17 protein-coding genes and 1 pseudogene are annotated in these 19,447 nt (G+C 70.9%); 9 read left to right on the top strand and 9 right to left on the bottom strand.

The genetic code is table 11. The features are described 5' to 3' along the window. Positions 1-19 precede the first annotated feature (19 nt). The 5 genes from KLK06_RS39765 to KLK06_RS39745 all read right to left on the bottom strand — a co-directional run bounded on the left by KLK06_RS39765 (position 20) and on the right by KLK06_RS39745 (position 5,483). Positions 20-823 carry a lytic polysaccharide monooxygenase gene (locus KLK06_RS39765; RefSeq protein WP_214640947.1) on the bottom strand — a complete coding sequence of 268 codons (804 nt, stop codon included), beginning with the start codon at positions 821-823 and terminating at the stop codon, positions 20-22. A gap of 72 nt (positions 824-895) precedes the next feature. Next, positions 896-1,282 carry a hypothetical protein gene (locus KLK06_RS39760; protein ID WP_214640836.1) on the bottom strand — a complete coding sequence of 129 codons (387 nt, stop codon included), beginning with the start codon at positions 1,280-1,282 and terminating at the stop codon, positions 896-898. Then, entirely contained in the window at positions 1,279-4,782 is a 3,504-nt protein-coding gene (locus KLK06_RS39755) for a hypothetical protein (RefSeq protein ID WP_214640835.1), read from the bottom strand. The genes KLK06_RS39760 and KLK06_RS39755 overlap by 4 nt, the downstream gene beginning before the upstream one ends. Before the next feature lie 3 nt (positions 4,783-4,785). After that, on the bottom strand, positions 4,786-5,088 hold the full coding sequence (locus KLK06_RS39750) for a hypothetical protein (RefSeq protein ID WP_214640834.1): 303 nt from the start codon (positions 5,086-5,088) through the stop codon (positions 4,786-4,788). Further along, positions 5,085-5,483 carry a YbaB/EbfC family nucleoid-associated protein gene (locus KLK06_RS39745; protein WP_214640833.1) on the bottom strand — a complete coding sequence of 133 codons (399 nt, stop codon included), beginning with the start codon at positions 5,481-5,483 and terminating at the stop codon, positions 5,085-5,087. Before KLK06_RS39745 ends, KLK06_RS39750 begins: the two co-directional genes overlap by 4 nt. 118 nt (positions 5,484-5,601) lie before the next feature. On the opposite strand from KLK06_RS39745, the gene KLK06_RS62640 reads away from it, so the two are divergent. The 6 genes from KLK06_RS62640 (at position 5,602) to KLK06_RS39715 (ending at position 13,089) form a co-directional block, all read left to right on the top strand. Continuing rightward, positions 5,602-7,518: a beta-galactosidase gene (locus tag KLK06_RS62640; RefSeq protein ID WP_214640832.1), complete on the top strand. Its 1,917-nt coding sequence runs from the start codon at positions 5,602-5,604 to the stop codon at positions 7,516-7,518. Positions 7,519-7,531: 13 nt separating this feature from the next. Next, on the top strand, positions 7,532-8,170 hold the full coding sequence (locus KLK06_RS39735; protein ID WP_214640831.1) for a FadR/GntR family transcriptional regulator: 639 nt from the start codon (positions 7,532-7,534) through the stop codon (positions 8,168-8,170). Continuing rightward, the gene (locus KLK06_RS39730) at positions 8,167-8,409 is read left to right on the top strand and encodes a hypothetical protein (RefSeq protein WP_214640830.1); all 243 of its coding nucleotides are present in this window, start codon (positions 8,167-8,169) and stop codon (positions 8,407-8,409) included. The genes KLK06_RS39735 and KLK06_RS39730 overlap by 4 nt, the downstream gene beginning before the upstream one ends. Before the next feature lie 88 nt (positions 8,410-8,497). Next, entirely contained in the window at positions 8,498-11,530 is a 3,033-nt protein-coding gene (locus KLK06_RS39725; RefSeq protein WP_214640829.1) for an AfsR/SARP family transcriptional regulator, read from the top strand. Between the two features lie 91 nt (positions 11,531-11,621). Then, the gene (locus KLK06_RS39720; RefSeq protein ID WP_214640828.1) at positions 11,622-12,287 is read left to right on the top strand and encodes a M15 family metallopeptidase; all 666 of its coding nucleotides are present in this window, start codon (positions 11,622-11,624) and stop codon (positions 12,285-12,287) included. Between the two features lie 130 nt (positions 12,288-12,417). Then, positions 12,418-13,089 (top strand): alpha/beta fold hydrolase, encoded by a 672-nt coding sequence (locus KLK06_RS39715; RefSeq protein WP_214640827.1) that lies wholly within the window; start codon positions 12,418-12,420, stop codon positions 13,087-13,089. On the opposite strand, the gene KLK06_RS39710 is transcribed toward KLK06_RS39715, so the two are convergent. Then, positions 13,086-14,381, bottom strand: coding sequence for a DUF5994 family protein (locus KLK06_RS39710; RefSeq protein WP_214640826.1), 1,296 nt, complete (start codon positions 14,379-14,381; stop codon positions 13,086-13,088). The two genes, KLK06_RS39715 and KLK06_RS39710, sit on opposite strands and share 4 nt — an antisense overlap. Before the next feature lie 98 nt (positions 14,382-14,479). Next, the gene (locus tag KLK06_RS39705; protein WP_308168663.1) at positions 14,480-15,667 is read right to left on the bottom strand and encodes an AI-2E family transporter; all 1,188 of its coding nucleotides are present in this window, start codon (positions 15,665-15,667) and stop codon (positions 14,480-14,482) included. 189 nt (positions 15,668-15,856) lie between these two features. Between KLK06_RS39705 and KLK06_RS39700 the strand changes: the two genes are divergently transcribed. The 3 genes and pseudogenes from KLK06_RS39700 to KLK06_RS39690 all read left to right on the top strand — a co-directional run. Further along, complete coding sequence (locus KLK06_RS39700; RefSeq protein WP_214640825.1) at positions 15,857-16,723, top strand: YihY/virulence factor BrkB family protein; 867 nt, start codon at positions 15,857-15,859, stop codon at positions 16,721-16,723. Positions 16,724-16,799: 76 nt separating this feature from the next. Then, positions 16,800-16,997: a hypothetical protein gene (locus tag KLK06_RS39695; RefSeq protein ID WP_214640824.1), complete on the top strand. Its 198-nt coding sequence runs from the start codon at positions 16,800-16,802 to the stop codon at positions 16,995-16,997. Between the two features lie 86 nt (positions 16,998-17,083). Beyond that, positions 17,084-17,938 (top strand): annotated as a pseudogene (locus KLK06_RS39690) (LysR family transcriptional regulator); the annotation flags it as partial. Here the strand turns inward: KLK06_RS39690 and KLK06_RS63230 are convergent. Together KLK06_RS63230 and ppk2 are read right to left on the bottom strand one after the other, a co-directional pair. After that, positions 17,885-18,238, bottom strand: coding sequence for an STAS domain-containing protein (locus KLK06_RS63230; RefSeq protein ID WP_374197176.1), 354 nt, complete (start codon positions 18,236-18,238; stop codon positions 17,885-17,887). The pseudogene KLK06_RS39690 and the gene KLK06_RS63230 sit on opposite strands and share 54 nt — an antisense overlap. 209 nt (positions 18,239-18,447) lie before the next feature. After that, complete coding sequence (gene ppk2, locus KLK06_RS39680) at positions 18,448-19,353, bottom strand: polyphosphate kinase 2 (RefSeq protein WP_308168662.1); 906 nt, start codon at positions 19,351-19,353, stop codon at positions 18,448-18,450. Between the last annotated feature and the right edge of the window lie 94 nt (positions 19,354-19,447).

Here is a 19,447-nt window from a genome sequence, read left to right as displayed (position 1 = left end):
ACATCGGCCAGGCGGTCCGCTAGCGGAGGCGGCGACTCTTCGACCGGGCCAGCAGGGTGATCACTCCAGCGGCGGCGACGAGTGCCGCACCGCCCACCGCCCACGGCAGACGGCCGTTCCCGGCGGATGCGGGTCCGGCGGCCGCGGCCTCGGACAACGCGGCGGCGGGTTCGGGCCGTGTGGCGGCTGTCTTGGCGCCCCGGAAGACCACGTCTGAGCAGGAGTAATAGGTGTCCGGTGTGTCAGAGTTCTGCCAGATCGTGTAGATCAAATGGCGGCCGGTCTTAGCGGCGGGCAGGCGGCCCTTCATGACGTACGAACCGTCCGCCATCGCCGGGTCGGTGAACTTGAGGAAGGGCTTCTTCTCCAGGTCGGACCACTTGAGGGCGCGGGACGGGTTGTAGCCGTCCCTGGTGACGTACAGCCGGAAGGTCCCCTTGTGCGGGATGGTGCCGCGGTATTTGAAGGTGAAGTTCGCTCCGGCCGTCAGCTTGGTGGCGGGCCAGTCCTTGCGGGCGAGGTCGAGGCCGCTGTACCCCTTGATGCCGCCGCTGCACAGCTTCCCGTCGGGGATCACCTGACGGTCCCGGCCGGCGACGTTGGCCACCCTGAGGTTGTCCCACCCGCCGGGCAGTGCCGTACTGCTCACCGCCAGGGCGGCCTTGCAGGCGGGCGACTTGGCCGTCCGCGGGCTGCCGGTGCCGCAGGCCGCCGCCCGGCTGAGCGGGTTCTCCAGTGCCCCGTGGGCACCGGCCGGCCCGGCGGGCAGCAGCAGGCCGACACCGAGCACGGTGACCGCCAGGCTCGCGATCCGGCGACGCATGACCACGTGGCAGTCCTCCTCGGCTCGCGAAATCCGTCCTGCGTACAGGTACGGACGCCCGGCCGTGTGGGTTCATCCGGGCTCGGCGGAGAACCGGTAGAACTCCTGGAGGACCCGCGCGGCCTGGTCCTCGCCCACCTCGGGGCAGACGTACCCGCCGGCCGCGATGTGCGCGCACAGCTCCGGGTCCGGCCGCAGGTGGTGGGCGCGCAGGTAGTAGGCGACCGTGTCGGTCCAGACGTACGTACCGTCGGTGCGGAAGCTCAGCGGCACCACCTCGCCGCGCTCCGGTTCGACCCGGTCCACGTCCAGCCCGGTGGTGGCCAGGATCGGCGTGCCCGCCTCGAGGTAGCCGGCGAGCCGTTCGCGCTCTCGCGGGTTCTCCACCAGGGGATGGCCGGGCTCGAAGTACGGCACACCGTCCCTGACGCCGTCGAAGACCCGGGCGACCGCGATCACGGCCGCCTCGCCCCTCCCTGGCTGTACCGCTCGAGGACGGACGGCTGCCAGCCGGTGATCGCGTAGAGGCTGATGAGCTGCTCCTTGTCGAGGTCGTGCAGCGGAAGTTCGTCGAGCATGCGGCGGAACGACTCGGAGTCGTCGCCGTGCTCCCGGTGGTGGCCGACCACTTCGGGAGGGTGGCCGACGCCGTCGCCGGTCAACGCCCCGTCGGCGAGGGCCAGCGAGAGCCGCGCCTGGGCCTGGATGACGCCGGTCTCCAGCGAGCCGTCCCAGAGCCTGAACTGCACGTGGTCGTTGGCTCGTCCCCGCACCGATTCCATGCTGACCGCGGAGATGGGACCGTTCGCGTCGATGAGGGCCTGGAAGTGGTACGGCCTGAGTCCTGGTCTCGCTATGTTGGGGATGCAGGAGTCGTAACCCCGGTGCAGGGCGCCCTCGGCGACCGGGTTCTGCGCCAGCCTGAACAGGATGTCCTGGTGCCCTCGGACGCTGTCGAGCAGCTTGAGGTAGTTGACCACTTCGCGGTAGTCGGGCGTGCCGACGTGGATGTGCCCGCCCACCCCTGGCCCCGCCTCCCCGCCGTGCGCGCGGATGATCTCGACGACCTGGGCGACCCGGTGCCAGGTCTCGGGCGTGTCGCGCAGAATCGGTGAGACGACCTCGCCGGCCACGGAGGCCGTCCGTTCCAGCTCCACCCACCAGCCGTCGCGAGCCTCGCCGTAGCCCCGTTCGTGGCCTGTGTGATGGGCGAGGACCCCGGTCTCGGCGGACAGGCCCGCCTCGTGCAGGGCGCGGGCGATCTGCGCGTTCACCCTGGCGTGCTGCTCCGGCGGCACGTGCGGGAGGCTGTACTCCAGCTCGACCCCGAACGTCCGCTCGCTCCCTCCACCTCGGGCCAGGTACGGGACGACGTCGCCCACTCGCCACCGCGTCTGGAAGATCGCCTGCGCCTGGTCGTGCACCCGGTCGAAGGCGGCCGGATAGTCGCTGTAGGAGTCGCCGAAGTGGTGGACGGGCTCATGACTCAACGGCACGTCACCGGTCGCGTGGTCGCCGATCTGGTACAGGTTGTCGAGCACCTGGTCGTGCCACGCCTCGCGGCCCAGCTTCTCGAACTCCGGCCGCAGCGCCTCGATCCGTTGGGTGAACAGCTCGATGTCCTGCCGGGTGAGCTGGTTGTCGATCCAGTCGCCCTCCGCGTCCATGTAGTGCTCGGAGAAGTCGTTCACGGTGTACTCGTCCTTCGGCAGCCCGAACGTGAAGGATCTGCTGAGGTCGATCCCGTGGACGCCGTCCTTACCGTGGGCGAGCCAGTTGCCGCCCCTGCGGTCGGTGTTGGCGACCAGCGCGTCGAGCAGGCCGAGCAACCTCCCTGACGCGCCGGAGCGGAAGGGGTAGACGCTGCCCTTGAGCTGGGACGGGTCGACGCCGTCCATGAACTGCATGTAGACGGCGTCCCGGTTGGCCGGATCCCTGATGATGTGGGGCACGGGAGCACCGATCGCCCGCCCGACGAGGGAGGCGAGCAGGTCTTTGGCCACCGTGACGTGCCCGAAGTTATGAAGTTTCCTGATCAGGAGGGTTCCATCGCGGAATCGGACTTCTTGTACGATTCCGTGCTGGCCATCGCCCACGACCTTGATCCTTGGTTGCTCCCGTTCCAGCTTCGCCTTCAGCGTCTCCTCGTTGAGCGGCCCCGGCGGGAGCTCGTGGCTCGGCCGGGCCACGTCCATCGGGACGGTCGGCTGCTGGTGCGGCTGCTCCGGCTGGGTGTGGTGCCACTGGCCGTCTTCGCGGAAGATCGGCCGGCCGTCCTGGCGGTACTGGGGGATGCTCCCCGTGTGCGCCAGCCGGTCGGCGCCGATGTAGACGAACTTGTCGGCCGCGATGACCTCCCGGCCGGTGATGTCGGCGAGCTGCCGCATCGCGACGAGGTCCTGGCCGATGTCGCAGCCCAGGATGCGCAGCTTGGCGCCGGGATCGGCCAGCACGACCGGGTCGTTGGCGAGCATCGTGCCCACGTCGTGGCTCGACAGCCGCTGGTCGCCGATGTGGAACCCGTTGCGGTCGGTCCGGATGCCCACGTCGATGATCCCCGGCGTCTGCCGCAGCAGCCGCATGTCCGCGCTGGGCATGACCGCCCGGTCCGGATCCCGGTACCAGACGCCCGCGGCCACCTCGTGCCTGCTCTGCCGGATGAGCTCCCGATGCCTGGGCGTGAGCTCCGGTGCGGCCCGGCCGTCGGTCCCGCGCGCCCCGCCCCCGGGTTCGCCCCCTCCGGTCCGCTCGTGTGGCGACCCGCCCGCGCCGTCGCGGGGTTGCCCGCCCGCACTCTCATGGGGCCGCCCGCTCGCACCCTCATGGGGTCGCCCGCTCGCGCCGTTGTGCAGTGGTCCGCCCGCGCTGTAGTGGGACGGTCCGCCCGCGCCGTCGTGCGGGTCCGCGCCGAAGTGGTACGCGGGCACCCGCTGGTCAGCCGGCCGCGGCGCCTCTCCCGGGATCCGGGCGTCCGCCAGCCGGGTGCCGCCCGTCGGTGCGGATTCTCCCAGGCGTGGCGCCTCTCCCAGCCGCGGCACGTGGAGGCCGTCGGCGGCCCGCGGGCCCGCGTAGCCCGCCCGGCCGTCGATGCCGCCCACGAAGCCCGCCACCGCTGCCTTGCCCAGCGCCTCGGGAGTGAGCTGGCCGTTCTCCACCAGCATGGGGACCGAGCCGATCACCGAGGCCACGCTGCTCTGGGTGGCCACCCCGCCCACGGTCTGGGTCAGGAACGCCGCCACCCGCTCGCGCGCCGTCATCTCCTCCTTCAGCACGACGCCACCCAGCAACCGCGGACCGCCCAGCTTGGCGATGATCCCACCCAGCCCGGCGAACGCCAGCCCGGTCAGCAGCCCGCCCTCCACGGCCGCGACCGTCTTGTCGCTGTCCCACTCGTCCCGCCTGCCCTCGGCGAACTGCCAGAGCTGGGTGCCGCCGTCCAGGCCGACCATGAACGCGACGCTCATCATCAGCAGCTTGGCGATCGTCTTGACGTTCAGCCTGGCCATCGAGCAGGCGGGCCCGATCGACAGGAACGAGGCGCCGCCCGTGGCGGGCCCGAACGCGTAGGACCGCAGCAGCAGGAAGGCCAGCAGGATCAGGCAGAGCGCGATGTACTTCTGCGTGTAGTCGGTGTCCAGGCCGTACGCCTCAAGCCGTTTCGCCGCGCTCTCGCAGGACTTGGCCAGCTCCTCCACGTAGGCGGGGTCATCGACGGTGAACTTCGCCCAGTACGCGGTCAGCGCGGAAGCCGCGGGGCCCATGGCGTAGGCGAGCACGTGGTTGAGCGTCTCGTCGCCCTCGCCGCCCGCCGTACGGCACTTCGTGGCCGCGGTACGCAGGTCGGTGGCTCCCGCCACGCTCTGCTCGCCGTCGTTCTGGGGGTAGTCCATGCCGACGACCCAGCCGAGTACCGGTTCCACGTAGGGGAACGCGGGGCCGAGCAAGGTCTGCAGGTCCACGCCTCAGGCCCGCGGGTCCGGGTGATTGGCCCGCTCGTAATTGCGGGCCGCCAGGTCGACCTGCGCCTCCAGATCGTCGATGCTCTTCGCGCCCTCGCCGCAGCTCCGGAGGAGGTCTTCGAGCGTGCCGACGAAGCCGGCGGCGAACTGCCGGCCATACTGGTCCTGGCCCCACGGGGCGCTGTCGAGCACGGACCGTACGAGCCCGTGCGCGTCACGCATGGTGGCGGCGGGGGTGCACCAGTCCGTGCCCGCCCGGCGCATGTGGTTCCAGGCGACGTCGAACCCCTGCGCCCAGTCGCTCATCGAGCCTCCCCGCGCTTGGCGGGCGTCTGGAAGGGCATGTCCGGCAGCAGCCGGTCGAGCTCGAACTCGCCGCCGTACAGCTCCTCGGCCGCCATCCCCTCGGGTACGAGCGGCGCCATCAGCACCCGCGACTCCTCGGCGACCTGCGCGTTGGCCTTGGTGACCTGGTCGAGAACCGCCCGGGCCAGCTCTGACGGCGAGAGCCGGCTGTAGACGCGGGGGTGGAAGGTGATCTCGTCGATCCTGCCCTGCGGACCCGCCGTCACGGTCACGTTGCCGTCGGAGACCGTGGCCGTGACCTCCCGGAGCTGGGCGTGTGTCTCTCGAACCTGGCGGACTTGCCTGCCGAACTCCGCCACCAGATCCTCGATGGCTGCCTGCAGGTCATCGTGCATCAACCGCACCCCTTCGCTACCAAGATTCACCATATTCCCATATGTCACGCTGATGCACTGGAATCCGCCCGGCAACTGCTGTGTATTATTAATAAAATACGAAATAATGGAGTAGCACGTGAAGCGAGTGCATTTCGGCGCCGACTACAACCCCGAGCAGTGGTCGCCGGAAGTGTGGCGCGAGGACATCCGCCTCATGCGCGAGGCGGGGGTCACCATCGTCACGCTCGGCGTCTTCTCCTGGGCCCTTGTCGAGCCTGAGCCGGGGTCCTACGACTTCGCCTGGCTGGACGAGGTCATGGACCTGCTCGGCGACGCGGGCATCGAGGTCAGCCTGGCCACGGGCACCGCGTCACCGCCTGCCTGGCTCTCGCGCCTGCACCCCGAGACACTGCCGGTCTCCCGCGACGGCGTGCGCCTGTCTCCCGGCTCCCGCCAGCACTACTGCCCCAGCTCGCCCGTCTACCGCGAGGCGGCCGCGGGCCTGGCCGTGCAGCTGGCCAAGAGGTACGGCGAGCACCCCGCGCTGGCCATCTGGCACGTCGGCAACGAGTACGGCTGCCACATCCAGGAGTGCTACTGCGAGGTCTCCGCCGAGGAGTTCCGGGCCTGGCTGCGCGGGCGCTACGGCGACCTCGACGCGCTCAACGCCGCCTGGTCCACCACGTTCTGGAGCCAGCGGGTCACCGACTGGGCCGACGTACTGCCGCCCCGCGCGACCCCGACGCTGCGTAATCCCGCGCAGGAGCTCGACTACCGCCGCTTCAGCTCCGACGCGCTGCTGGCCTGCTACCGGGCCGAGCGGGCAGTGCTCCGGGAACTGACCCCCGACGTGCCGATCACCACGAACATCATGGGCATGTGGGAGCCGGTCGCCGACTACGCCTCCTGGGCGGCCGACTTCGACGTCGTGGCGCTCGACATCTACCCCGAGCCGAAGGACCCCGGCGCGCACATCGACGCGGCCTTCTTCCACGACCAGATGCGCTCGCTGGGCGGCGGCCGGCCGTACCTGATGATGGAGACCGCGACCAGCGCGATCAGCTACCGCCCGCCGAACCGGCCGAAGCGGGACGGGCTCAACCGGTTGTGGAGCCACCAGGCGGTCGCGCGCGGCGCCGACGCGGTCATGTACTTCCAGTGGCGGGCCTCGGCGGGCGGCGCGGAGAAGTTCCACTCCGCGATCGTCTCGCACGGCGGCGCGGACAACCGGATCTTCCGCGAGGTGGCCGGGCTGGGCGCCGAGCTGGCGGCGCTGTCCGGCGTCGCGGGCTCGCGGGTGCGCGCCGACGTGGCGATCGTGCACGACTACGCCAACTGGTGGGCGCTGGAGCTGGACGCCAGGCCGGGCGAGCTGAAGATCCCCGAGAGGGTACGCGCCCACTACGCGCCGCTGTGGCGGGAGAACGTCACGGTGGACGTGGTGACACCCGAGGCGGACCTGTCTTCGTACAAGCTGGTCGTCGTGCCGAACCTCTACCTGTGCACCGACGCGGCGGCCGCCAACCTCCGCGGCTATGTCGAGGGCGGCGGGCACCTGCTGATGTCGTTCTTCAGCGGGATCGTCGACGAGTGCGACCGGGTCCGGCTGGGCGGGTACCCGGGCGCCTTCCGGGAGCTGCTCGGGCTGCGGGTGGCGGAGTTCTGGCCGCTCAGCGAGGGCGAGAGCGTGGGCCTGACCTCGGGCGGGAGCGCCGACCTGTGGGCCGACCACGTCGTGCCGGAGGGCGCCGAGGTCCTGGCCGCCTACACCGACGGTCCGCTGCCCGGGTCGCCGGCGATCACCAGGCACGCCTTCGGCCTGGGCACCGCCACCTATCTCGGCACGCGCCCCGACGAGCGGGCCATGCGCGAGCTCGTACGCGACACCCTGCGGCTGGCGGCGGTTCCGCCCGTCCTGCCGGGGCTGCCCGACGAGGTGGAGGCCGTACGGCGCGGGCGGCACCTGTTCCTGCTCAACCACGGTGACCGTGCCGTGAGCGCCGCCGGGGTGGAGCTGGCTCCCCTTGACGTCGTCGTGGTGGCGGAACCATGAAGGACTCGGTGTGATGGCGGCGGCCTACAGCGGGCGCGGCCTCCACGGGCAGACGGTCGAGGCGATGGCCGCGATGATCTTCGGCGGGGAGTTCGAGGCGGGCGACAGCCTCGACGTCACCGCCCTGCGGGAGCGGCTCGGCGTCAGCTCGACGGCGCTGCGCGAGGCGATGAAGGTCCTCACCGCCAAGGGGCTCATCGGGGCCAGGCCCAAGCTCGGCACCTACGTAAGGCCGCGCGCCGACTGGAACCTCCTCGACGGCGACGTGATCCGGTGGAAGTCCGCCGGGCGCCCCGACCCGGGATTCCTGCGCGACCTGCGCGAACTGCGCTCGATCGTCGAGCCCCCGGTCGCCCGGCTGGCCGCGCTGCGCCGTACCCCCGAGCAGCTCGACACCCTGCAGCGAGCGCTGGACGCGATGGCGTCCGCCGCCGACCCCGTCGCGGCCGACCTGGACTTCCACCGGGCGCTGCTCGCGGCGGGCGGCAACGAGCTGCTGATCCGCATGGAGGCCGTCATCGGACGCGACGGGCTCGTCCACGGCTCCGGCGCCGACCCCGTGCCCGGCCACCTGGCGGTGCTGACGGCCATCAGGATGGCCGACGGCCAGGCCGCGGAGTCGGCGATGCGGGAACTGCTCGACGTGAGGTGAAGACGTTCGCGGCGTTGCTGCGCGGCTCCGGGCGGCACCCTCTCGCCCTGCTGGCCACCGCGTACGCCATGGACCGCAATCCGGAAGCCGCCACCGCCATGCTCAGGAAAGTGGTGGAGACCTGTCCCGAGGAGCTCAAGTACAGCCCGGGGGCCGGCCGGGTGGTGGAACAACTGCGGCTGCTCGACTGCGAGACGACCCGCGGCGAGCTGCGGGAGATCGCCCGCCTCACCGCGTGATCATCTGCTTGGGCAGGTGACATGGGTTCCGCTGACCGGGCCGCGGTGCTATCACTGCGGTACAAGGTCATGTCCCCGAGGGGGATCAGTGGAGTTTCGACTGCTCGGTCCCGTCGAAGTCTGGGACGGCGGGCGCCGTCTGCCGCTGGGCGGTCCGAAACCCCGTGCCCTCCTGGCCGCCCTGCTGCTCGCCGCCGGGAAGGTGGTCTCCAGCGAACACCTGGTCGACGTGCTGTGGGGCGAGGATCCGCCGAAGAGCGCCCACGCGCTCGTCCAGACGTATGTCTCCGGCCTGCGCCGCACGCTCGCCGAAGGCGGCGGTTCGGAGGTGATCGAGACCAGGCTGCCCGGCTACGCGGCGCTGTTCCAGCCGGGACAGCTCGACGTGGAGTCGTTCGAGCGGCTGGTCGCCGACGGCCGCCGGCACGCTGTGGACGGCGACCACGAGCGCGCGGCGGAGAGCCTGCGCGCGGCGCTGTCGCTGTGGCGGGGATCGGCGCTCGGCGGGATCGGGCACGTGCTGCGCGGCGAGGCCGCGCGCCTGGACGAGACGCGACTGCTCGTCCTGGAGGAGCGCCTCGACGCCGAGCTGGCGCTGGGCAGGCAGGCGGAGGCGGTCGGCGAGCTCACCGAGCTGGTCCGGGCCCACCCCGCCCGCGAACACCCGCGTGCCCAGCTCATGAAGGCCCTGTACCGGCTGGGCCGCCAGGCCGACGCGTTGACCGTCTATCACGAGGGGCGGCAGGCGCTCTCCGACGAGCTGGGCGTGGACCCCGGCGCGAAGCTTCAGGAACTGTACGAGGCCGTCCTGCGCGCGGACTCCGCCCTGGACTCCGCTCCGCCTGCTCCGCCCACGCCGCCACCCCCGAGGCGGCCCGGACCCGGGGCGGTCCCGGCGCATCTGCCGCGCGGCGTCGCCGACTTCACCGGTAGGGAGAAGCCGCTCGCCGAGCTGGCCGACCTGCTCGGCGCCGCCAGCGACACGCTGACGGTGTGCGTCATCTCCGGCAAGGGCGGGGTGGGCAAGTCGACGCTCGCGGTGAAGGTCGCCCACCAGGTGACCCCGGCCTACCCCGACGGCCAGTTGTACGCCGACCTGCGCGGCGTCACCGGCTCGCCCGCGCCCGCCCTGGAGGTGCTCGGACGTTTCCTGCGGGCGCTCGGCCTGCCGCCCGCCGCCATCCCGGAGACCGTGCCCGAGTGCGTGGACGCGTACCGCAGCGCCGTGTCCGGCAAGCGACTGCTCGTGGTGCTCGACGACGCGGGCACCGAGCAGCAGGTACGCCCCCTGCTGCCGGGCAGCCCCACCTGCGCCGTACTGATCACGGCCAGGCGCAGGCTCGCGGGCCTGGACGGGGTGCGGGTGAACGACCTCGACGTCTTCGACACCGAGGCGGGCGTGGACCTGCTGGCCCGCATCGCCGGTTCCGCGCGCGTCCGCGCCGAGCACGAGGCGGCCGAGCGCATCGTCCGGCTCTGCGGCCACCTGCCGCTCGCGCTGCGTACGGCGGGCGCGCGGCTGGCCGCCCGCCCGCACTGGCCGCTCGCCACGCTCGCCCTGCGCCTGGCCGACGAGCGCCGCCGCCTGGACGAGCTCACCGCCGGCGATCTGGAGGTGCGGGCCAGCGTCGGGCTGAGCTACCGGGGGCTCGACGACGCGGCGAAGCGGGCGTTCCGCCTGCTCGGGCTCCTCGGCGTGCCCGACTTCGCGTCCTGGGTGATGGCGGCCCTGCTGGACGCGCCCGAGGCGGTGGCCGAGGGGGTCGTCGAACGCCTGCTGGACGCCCAGATCCTCGACCACGTCGGCGTGGACGCGGTGGGCCAGACCCGCTACCGATTACATGACCTGCTCCGCGTGTACGCGGCCGAGCGGGCCGAGGTGGAGGAGCCGCCCGAGGAGCGCGCGGCGGCGGTGACCCGCGTCCTGGGCGGATGGCTGTGGCTGATCACGCGGGCCGCCGCCGCCTGGCCCTCGGGCGCGCTGGCTCTGCGGCGCGAGTACACCACGGCCAGGCCCGTCGACGCGGACATCCCCGATGAGGCGGCCGGTGACGTGCTGACCTGGTTCAACGCGGAGAGCCCGGCCCTCGTCGTCGCCGTCGAACGGGCCGCCGCCATGAACCTGCACGAGGTGGCCTGCGAGGTGGCCGCCGCCCTGTGCTCCTCGTCGTTCTGGTTGGACGCCCGCTTCGAGGAGTGGCGGCGTACCCACGAGGCGGCGCTGGAGGCGGCCCGGCGCGCCGGCGACCCGCTGGCGGAGGCCACCCTGCTGGTGGGGCTCGGCCAGCTCCGCTACCGGCAGGACCGCTACCCGGAGGCGAACCGGTTCTTCCAGCAGGCGATTCCGCTGCTGCGCGCGGGGGGCGACCGGCACGGGCAGGCGGTGGCCATCACCGGCATCGGCACCACCTGCCGCGAGCAGGGCGACCTGGCCGAGTCCTTGGTACACCTGCGCCAGGCGGGCGACACCTTCCGCGCGCTCGGCGACGACGCCGGGATCGGGCACGTCAACCGGCTGGCCGGATCGGTGCTGCTCGAACAGGGCGAGTTCGCCGCCGCGCACGCGCTGCTCGACGACGCGCTGGCCGCCTTCCGCCGGCTGGGCAGCGGGCGCGGCGAGGGCCTCACGCTGCGGTCCATCGGGCTGGTCCATCGGGCCGTCGGCGAGCTCGACCGGGCGGCGGCGCTGTCCGAGCGGGCGGTCGTCCTGCTGCGCGAGGCCAGTGACCCGCTCATGGCGGCCTACGCCGTGCAGGCCCTGGCCAAAACCCGGATCCGGCTCGGTGGCGACGCCGGGATCCTGCCCGAACTCCTCGACGCGCTGCGGGTGTGCGAGCGGCACGGCGACCGGTTCGGCGTGGCGCTCGTCGAGCGGACCGTCGGCGAGCTGCACCTGGCCCGTGGCCGGTACGCCCTGGCCGAGGAGCATCTCTGCCGGGCCGCCGAGGCGTGGGACCGGCTCGACCTGCCGCTGTTTCGCGCGCGCACCCTGCGCGACCTGGCCGCCGTGCGCGAGGCGACCGGGGACGGGCCGTCCGCGGCGTCCCTGCGGGCCGAGGCCGTCGCCGTCTTCGCCAAGTTCGGCACCCGCGAGTACGGCGAGCTGCACGGAAGCACCTGACGGTCCCGGAGCTATTGCGTTCTTGAAGCGAATTTGTAGAGCTCTCGACGAACGTTCTCCTTGCCTGCCTGACCAACGCGAGGAGAACACCGTGCTGGACATCGTCCTCATGTCCGACCCACGGGTCAGCGAGATGCCCGTCGAGGATAGAGGAGAGCCGCTGGTGGACCTTCGCACCGTGCCCGACCTGCGGCTGGATGGGCGCATGGCCGATCAGGACGGCGCGTACGCGCACATCCGCCAGGGCCACGTCGAACGCCTCCTGCACGCCCAGAGCCGGCTCCCCGGGGGGCTGCGCCTGCTCATCGTGGAGGCGTACCGGCCGCCCGAGCTGCAGGAGCGGTATTTCCGGCGCTACGCGGCCACGCTGAGCGAGGCCAACCCGGACTGGCCGCCGGAGCACGTCTACGTGCAGGCCAGCCGCTCCCTGGCCCCGCCGCACATCGGCCCGCACGTCTGCGGCGCGGCGGTGGACCTCACCCTGTGCACCACGGACGGTAGGGAACTGGACATGGGCACGGAGGTGAACGCCGGCCCGGAGGAGAGCGACGACGCCTGCTACACGGCGGCGACCAACATCTCCCACCAGGCCACCACCAACCGGGACATCCTCGGTGACGCCCTGTCCGAGGCCGGTTTCGTGAACTATCCAACGGAATGGTGGCACTGGTCGTACGGCGACCGCTACTGGGCTCTGGCCACCGGCGCCCCCGCGGCCCTGCACCCCCAGCTCCCCTGGCCGCTCAGCCGATCTTGACCGGGGGCAGGCCGAGGCCGCCGTCGCTCGCTGCGGGGTGACGGCGGCCTCGGCCTTCATAACCAATCGTGCTGGTAGGCAGAGGAATCATCTCTTGGACTTCTGGTTCGTTCTGCCGCAGGGTGGGGGCATGACGACCTTTGTGCTTGTTCCCGGCTCCTGCCACGGCGCCTGGTGTTTCGAACCGCTGGCGCGCCGGCTCCGGCAGCACGGCCACGAGGCGTACCCGATCACGCTGACCGGCGTGGGGGCCAGGAAGCACCTGCTCAACGCATCGGTCAACCTCGACACGCATATCGACGACGTGGTGAATCTCCTGGAGGACGAGCAGATCACCGACGCCGTGCTGGTCGGGCACAGTTATGCCGGAATGGTGATCACCGGGGCCGCCGATCGTGTCCCCGAACGTGTCGAGGGCCTGGTCTACATCGACGCCTTCGTACCCCGGGACGGCGACTCCTGCTGGACCCTGGCCCCGGGTGGCACGCGAGACTGGCTTCTCAGCGACGTCGGCACGAACGGCTACACGACCCCGCCGCTGCCGTTCTTCGATCCGCGAGCCACGCCGCACCCGCTGGCGTCCCTCCTGCAGTCGATCCGCCTGCGCGGCGGCCTCGACCGGTTCCGGCGCAAGGAGTACGTGTACGCGACCCTGTCGGAAGGGGAATCGCCGTTCAAGGCCACCTATGAGCAGGTGCTCGACGATCCCGCGTGGCGGGTGCATGCCCTCGTGTCCAAGCACAACGTGATGCGGGACGCGCTCGACGAACTGCTGAAGATCCTCCTGGCCACGGACCGCTAATCCCGCCTGATCAGGGCGTAGGAGACGAGGCGGTCGATCTCCTCGAAACCGGCGGCGTCGAAGACGCTCCAGGCCGGATGCGCGTCGGACGATCCGTCGTCGGCGTACAGGACCGCCTCCTTCGCGCCGTGCTCGTGGAGCAGGGTGAGAGCCTCCGCCAGGAGCGCCCGCTCGAGGACGTCGTCGGTGTGGGCGGTGTCCGTACCGAACCACCACACGACGCCGGTCCCATCCCGCGGCGTCTCGACGACGACTTCGGCGGCCAGCTCGTCCCCCTGGATCTTGAGCAACCAGCCGGGCAGCGAAGCACTGCCGATCACGTCGACCGGAGAGGACGCGGGCGGCGGGCAGGAGGCGGGCAGCACACAACGCAGGTACCGCCACGAATCCCGGGAGGAGAACCCGGCCTGCTCCATGATCCTGCGCGTCACCGGGCGACGACCCGACGGAAGAGCCGCCAGGCCAAGGCCCAAGGCGGACACGAAGGCGTGTACGGCCGGGCTGCTCTCCAGACCGCGGAGCGCGTGGCCGAGGAGCGTCTCGATGACGGCCCGGCTCTCGTGTCCGTGCAACCAGAGGATCACGCCGGCGCCGTCCGTACGGCGGACCGCATAGGACACCGCGCCCACCACGTCGCCGCTCGCGTCCACCATCACCTGCGTGCACGGCGGTTCGAGATCGGTCCAGGGCAGCGGGTCGCGCCCGGAGGTTCCGGCGACGGCGTCGCCGAGCATCCGGAGGGAGCAGGCCGGCCGGCCCGGGAGGCGGTCGGCGTCGACCAGCGCCAGCACCGCCGCCTCGTCGGCGCTCTCATAGGGGCGCATCGTGGTGCCCGGCCCGGTCCCGACGGGAGTCCGGCCGCGGGCGAGGATCTCCGCCGCGGACAGGCTGTTGTCGGTACGCGCGGCCGTCCGCATCGCCGCGGTGGCCGCCCACGTGGTGGTCTCCGGCGGGATCACCAGCAGCAGGAAGTCATCCTGGCCGCCGCGGACCACCCTGACCGTGTCGGCCGCCCCCGGCAGGCCGCTGATCCGGAGGAACCTACCCATGACGAACAGATGGCTGGGTACGTGCTCCCAGGCGGTCAGGTCCAGCCGGATCCGCAGGATCGGGCCGAGGCGGGCATCGAGCGCCTGGACGAGGCCGGGCAGTTCGCGCCGGAGGTCGTGGGACCGCGGCCACCACGCGCCGTCCAGCGCGCCGTCGCGGGTCAGAGTCGGTTCCAGGCGGATCCGGGCGCTCGACGGCGGCCGAAGATCGATGGGTGCGAAGGATCTGTTGTGATTCGACATCGGACGTGCCGCCTGTCTCCGGCCCCCGGAGAGCCGGTTGTGCCCGGGGCGACGCCGACACGGTAGCCGACATGCGAAATGTCCTAGGTAATGCCAGCCTACGCCTGCCCTGGACGGGCGGCCTTCCCGCTGGTGGGAGCGGGGGACACGGGTGAGTCGTCGCCCGTCCGCGCGGGTTCGTCCGGGTGCGCCGGTGGTGCCGCATCCGGCCCACGGGGGAGCTCAAGCGGAGAGTCCCGGAAGAGCTCGGGCACCGACCGGTACAGGATCGCGGCGATCGGCACGGCCACGACCGCGCCCGCGATCCCGGCCAGGATGCCGCCGACGGCGAGCACGATGATGATCGCCAGCGGGTGGAAGTGCAGCGCCCGGCCGACGATCAGCGGCTGGAGCACGTGGTTCTCCAGTTGCTGCTCGACGAGCAGGATGCCGAGGAAGATCAGCGCGTAGATCGGGCCCCGCGCGCCGAGCGTCACCAGCGTCGCGACGGCGCCGGCGAAGAAGATGCCGACGATCGGGATGAAACTGGCCAGGAAGATCAGCACGGCGAGCGCCGCCCAGAGCGGGACGCCCATGATCGCCAGCACGATGCCCATGAGCACGCCGTGCACCGCCGCCACGGCCACGGTGCCCTGGACGTAGTGCGAGAGCGTGACCCAGGCTGTCCGCCCGGCTCGATCGACTCGGGGCGCGACCGAGCCGAACGCCTTGAGGAACCAGGCCCAGATCCCTTCGCCATCCTTGAGCAGGAAGAACGTCACGAAGAGCAGCAGGACGATCGAGGCCAGCACTTCGACCAGCACGACGGTGCCCGCGAGCACCGTCGTGGTGATCTGCCGCTGCTGCGCGGTGACCATGTCGGCGATGTCATCGACCCATTTGCTGAGCTGGTACGGCTGCAGATGCAGCGGGCCGGTGTAGAGCCAGCCCTCCACCGTCTTGGCGGTCTGCCGCACCTGCTTCACCAGGCCGGGGAACTCCTCGTTGGCCCGTGCCCCGATGATCCAGCCGGTCCCGCCCAGCACGGCGAACGCGACGAGCATGGTCGCCCAGGTGGCGTAGATCGCCCGCAGCCCCGACGCGCGCAGTTGCCTGGTGAGGGGGTACAGCAGCGCGGTCAGCAGCAGCGCGACCGCGACCGGGAGGGCGATGATGCGCATCATCGCCACGATGCCGAACACGTAGTTGGCCACGACACCGATGAAGATCAAGCAGGCGCTCCACGCGGCCATCTTGGCCAGCGTGGGTGGTACCAGCCCCCAGAGGGGCTCTTGATCCGGCTTCACACCTTCAGACTCTCACCTCTGGTCCTGATAGGCACGGCTCCCGGCCGCCCAGTGAGGTGCGGCCGGGACAATGGGACACGCGTTGTCCCGGTCTTCCTCATCGCGTTCGCGGGGGGCAGACTGAAGATCTCGCATTTTCCGGCGGTTCCGCCCGCGACCAGCACGAAACGGTACGGTGAGTAACCTCAAGTGACACGACAGCGTCTGGCGGCGGCCTGGGAGCGGGCGAGAAGCCGGCACGGCTGGCTGGATCACCTGGTCCGGGCCGTGGCCCGCTACGACGAGACAGACGCCGGCCGGTTGTCGGCCGCGCTCACGTACTACGCCTTCTTCGCCACCTTCGCGCTGGCGCTGCTGGGGTTCGCGATACTCGGTCGGTTTCTGGACTATCCGCCGGTGCTGCTCGCGGTGCAGCACTACCTGAGCGAGAACTTTCCACGGCTGAACGTCCAGGCGTTGATCGACGCGCGCGGGACGGCCGGGTTGGTGGCGTTCGTCGCGCTGCCGCTGACGGGCCTGTTCTGGATGGACACCTTGCGCTCGGCCAGCAGAGCGATCTGGCGGCTGGAGCAGTATCCGGGACACTTCCTCCTGCGCCAGCTCATCGACCTGGGCGTGGTGGCCGGGCTCGGGCTGCTGCTCCTGCTGTCGGTCGGCCTCGCCTTCGCCGCCGAGTGGCTGCTGGGCTGGCTGGCCGTGCACACCGTGGGCACGGACGCCGACTCGGCGCAGTGGGTGCTGTCCGCGGCCGCGTTCGTCATCGGTCTCGGGGTCAACACCCTGCTGGCCATGGCGTTGCTGACCGCCCCGGCCCGGCTGCATCTGCCGCTGCGCAGGGTGATCGGCCCCGCGCTGGTCATCACGATCGGCCTGGAGGTGCTCAAGAGCCTCGGGCAGGTCTACCTCAACCTGACCGCGGCCAACCCCGCCTACCAGGTCGTCACCGGCGCCGTGGGGATGCTCGTGTTCCTCAAGATTCTCAACCAGCTCATCCTGTTCGCCGTCGCGCTGGCCGCCACCAGCACCACAGGACGGGTCAAGGACCTGGCCGCATAGGACGCGACCGCTCCGTTTCCTTGTCTCATTTGAGGGGAGAGGAGGGGCCACGGTCAGGAAGATGGAAGGAGAGCCCATGCGCTTAGGATCGATAGTGGTGATCCTTTGGCTGGTTGTCGGCGCCTTCGCGGCGGCTCAGCGCGACTACTACACAAAACCGATCGACGACTGCAACCGGGTGGCCACGATCGCCGTGACGATTCTGGCGGGTCCCCTCAACTATCTCGGCATGAACCCGAAGATCGCTTGTCAGACCCCCCAGCCCAGCAAGTGACGCCTGCTGACGACTCCCAAGACGTTCTACAGTGGTAGGACGATGGTCGGTATCGGCGCCGCCCGGCTTGGGAAGAGGTGGCGGCCATGGAGCTGCGCCAGTTGCGCTATTTCGTGACGCTTGCCGAGGAACTCCATTTCGGCCGGGCGGCGGCCAGGGAGCACATCGTGCAGTCCGCGCTGAGCCAGCAGGTGCAGCGGCTGGAGCGTGAATTAGGAGTGCGGCTGCTGGACCGCAGCACCCATCACGTTGACCTGACCGCCGCGGGCGCCGCGTTCCTCGTCGAGGCGCGCCAGATCCTCGACCACGTGAGCAGGGCCAAGCAGGCCGCCCGCAACGCCGTTTCGCCGTCGCCGACGCTCCGCGTGGGCATCATCGACGCCGCTTATGACTCCATGCCCCAGATCCTGCGCGAGGTCCAGCGCAGCCATCCGGATTTCACCATCCACCAGGTCGAAGCGGGCACCCCCGAGCAGTATCGGCAACTGGCCGACGGGCGGCTGGACATCGGCATCGGGCGTGCCTCCCAGGCCCCGCCCGGCGTGGCCACCGAACTGATCCGGCTCGATCCGCTCGGCGTGCTGGTCCCCGACGACCACCGCTTCGCCGGGCGCGACGCCGTACCCGTCACGGCCCTCGCCGCCGAGCTCCTGCTGCTCGGCGAGGAGAGCCAGACGCCGGAGCTCAACCAGTTCGTCATCGAGCTGTGCCGGTCGGCCGGATTCGCGCCCACGGTCTACGAGGGAACGGTCGAGAGCACCCGGGCCGCCGCCGACCTCGTCCTCCAGCACCGCTGTGTGCACTGCATCCCCTCCTCCTCCCGCACGTCCAACCGGCCGGGCACCACCTGGCGGCCGCTGGCCGAACCCGTCACGCACTACCCCTGGTCACTCCTGTGGCGCGACGCGAACCCCTCTCGCCACCTGGCCGCCGTCATCGACAGCGCCCGCCGACTCGCCGAGCGGCTCGGGTGGCTGCGACCGGTCGCGGGGACTCCGACAGTCGTCGGCGCCGATGACGAGGAGCCCGCCTGAGCTCGCGGGCTCAGCGGGCCCCCAGCCGGTGAGGACGAGCAGGCGGTGTACCTGCGGCGGCGCGGATCGCAACGTGAGAACGTGCCCGGCATCCCGCCGAGCGGCGACGTCGACCAGGGCGCGCAGGCAGCCGACGTCGATGAACTCCAGGTCCGCCAGATCGACGCAGACGCCGCCACCCGTGATCGAGGCCAACGCGCGGACCAGGACGGGCAAGGTGACGCAGTCCAGATCCCCCACGACCCGCAGCTCCCGCAGATCGAGATCATGCCTGATGCGCAGCCGGCCATTGCCGAACGCGACGAACTCGATGATGGGACCGCACGGGGCCATGAATTGATCATGCGGCAGTGCCGAGGAGCCGGAAATGGCCAATCCCAGATGAGCTCATCGTCAATCGCGCATGCGCAGCCCTGTCAGCGACCGCCGACGCTCTGAGAGTCGCGGTCTTCGTCCAGGACGTCGGCCGCCGCGCGGACGACGAGCGGATCGGGTACGCCGACCACGTCGTGGTCCTTGTCGTCGTAGTCGAACTGGCTGAGGACATGACGGATCGCGGCGATCCGGGCGCGCTTCTTGTCGTTGCTCTTGATGACCGTCCACGGCGCGTAGTCGGTGTCGGTGTGCAGGAACATGTCCTCCTTGGCGTCGGTGTACTCATCCCATTTCTGGCGGGAGGCCAGATCCATCCGGGACAGCTTCCAGCGCCGGACCGGGTCGATGCTGCGGATGATGAAGCGGGTCAGCTGCTCGCCGCGCGAGACCGAGAACCAGAGCTTGATCAGGTGGACGCCGTCCTCGACGAGCATCTGCTCGAACATCGGCGCCTGACGCAGAAACTGCAGGTACTCCGGCGCGGAGCAGAACCCCATCACGCGCTCGACCCCGGCCCGGTTGTACCAGGAGCGGTCGAAGAAGACCATCTCCCCGGCCGCGGGCAGGTGGGCGATGTAACGCTGGAAGTACCACTGGCTGCTCTCACGCTCGCCGGGCTTGTCCAAGGCGACCACGGTCGACCCGCGGGGGTTGAGGTGTTCCCTGAAGCGCTTGATCGTGCCGCCCTTGCCCGCGGCGTCGCGCCCCTCGAAGAGGATCACCAGCCGGACGCCGGAGTCCTTGATCCAGTACTGCAGCTTCACGAGCTCGATCTGCAGGGACCGCTTGATCCGCTCATACTCGGCCCGGTCCATCCGGCTCTGATAGGGATAGTGCTCCCGCCAGGTCTCGATGGGGCGGCCGTCGCGGCCGATCAGGAACGGGTCGTCGTCGTCCTCGTCGATCACCCGTAGGTAGGGAAGATCGTCGAGGAGGGAGGACGCCACCCCCCTCTCCCCATACGGGCCGGTGGAAAGGAGCCCGCTGCCGTTCGTTCTGCTTTCATCGTCGCCCACGCCCTGGGCCCTGCCCTGGTGGGCC

This window comes from Nonomuraea sp. NEAU-A123 (genome assembly GCF_018603905.1).
Classification (GTDB): domain Bacteria; phylum Actinomycetota; class Actinomycetes; order Streptosporangiales; family Streptosporangiaceae; genus Nonomuraea.
This window is presented reverse-complemented; position numbering and strand designations above follow the sequence as displayed.

Excerpts from the sequence above, each read along its gene's own strand:
- KLK06_RS39765 (WP_214640947.1), bottom strand. The coding sequence starts at position 823 with ATGCGTCGCCGGATCGCGAGCCTGGCGGTCACCGTGCTCGGTGTCGGC.
- KLK06_RS39695 (WP_214640824.1), top strand. The coding sequence starts at position 16,800 with ATGCGCTTAGGATCGATAGTGGTGATCCTTTGGCTGGTTGTCGGCGCC.
- KLK06_RS39735 (WP_214640831.1), top strand. The coding sequence starts at position 7,532 with ATGGCGGCGGCCTACAGCGGGCGCGGCCTCCACGGGCAGACGGTCGAG.
- KLK06_RS39715 (WP_214640827.1), top strand. The coding sequence starts at position 12,418 with ATGACGACCTTTGTGCTTGTTCCCGGCTCCTGCCACGGCGCCTGGTGT.
- KLK06_RS39710 (WP_214640826.1), bottom strand. The coding sequence starts at position 14,381 with ATGTCGAATCACAACAGATCCTTCGCACCCATCGATCTTCGGCCGCCG.
- KLK06_RS39745 (WP_214640833.1), bottom strand. The coding sequence starts at position 5,483 with ATGCACGATGACCTGCAGGCAGCCATCGAGGATCTGGTGGCGGAGTTC.
- KLK06_RS39750 (WP_214640834.1), bottom strand. The coding sequence starts at position 5,088 with ATGAGCGACTGGGCGCAGGGGTTCGACGTCGCCTGGAACCACATGCGC.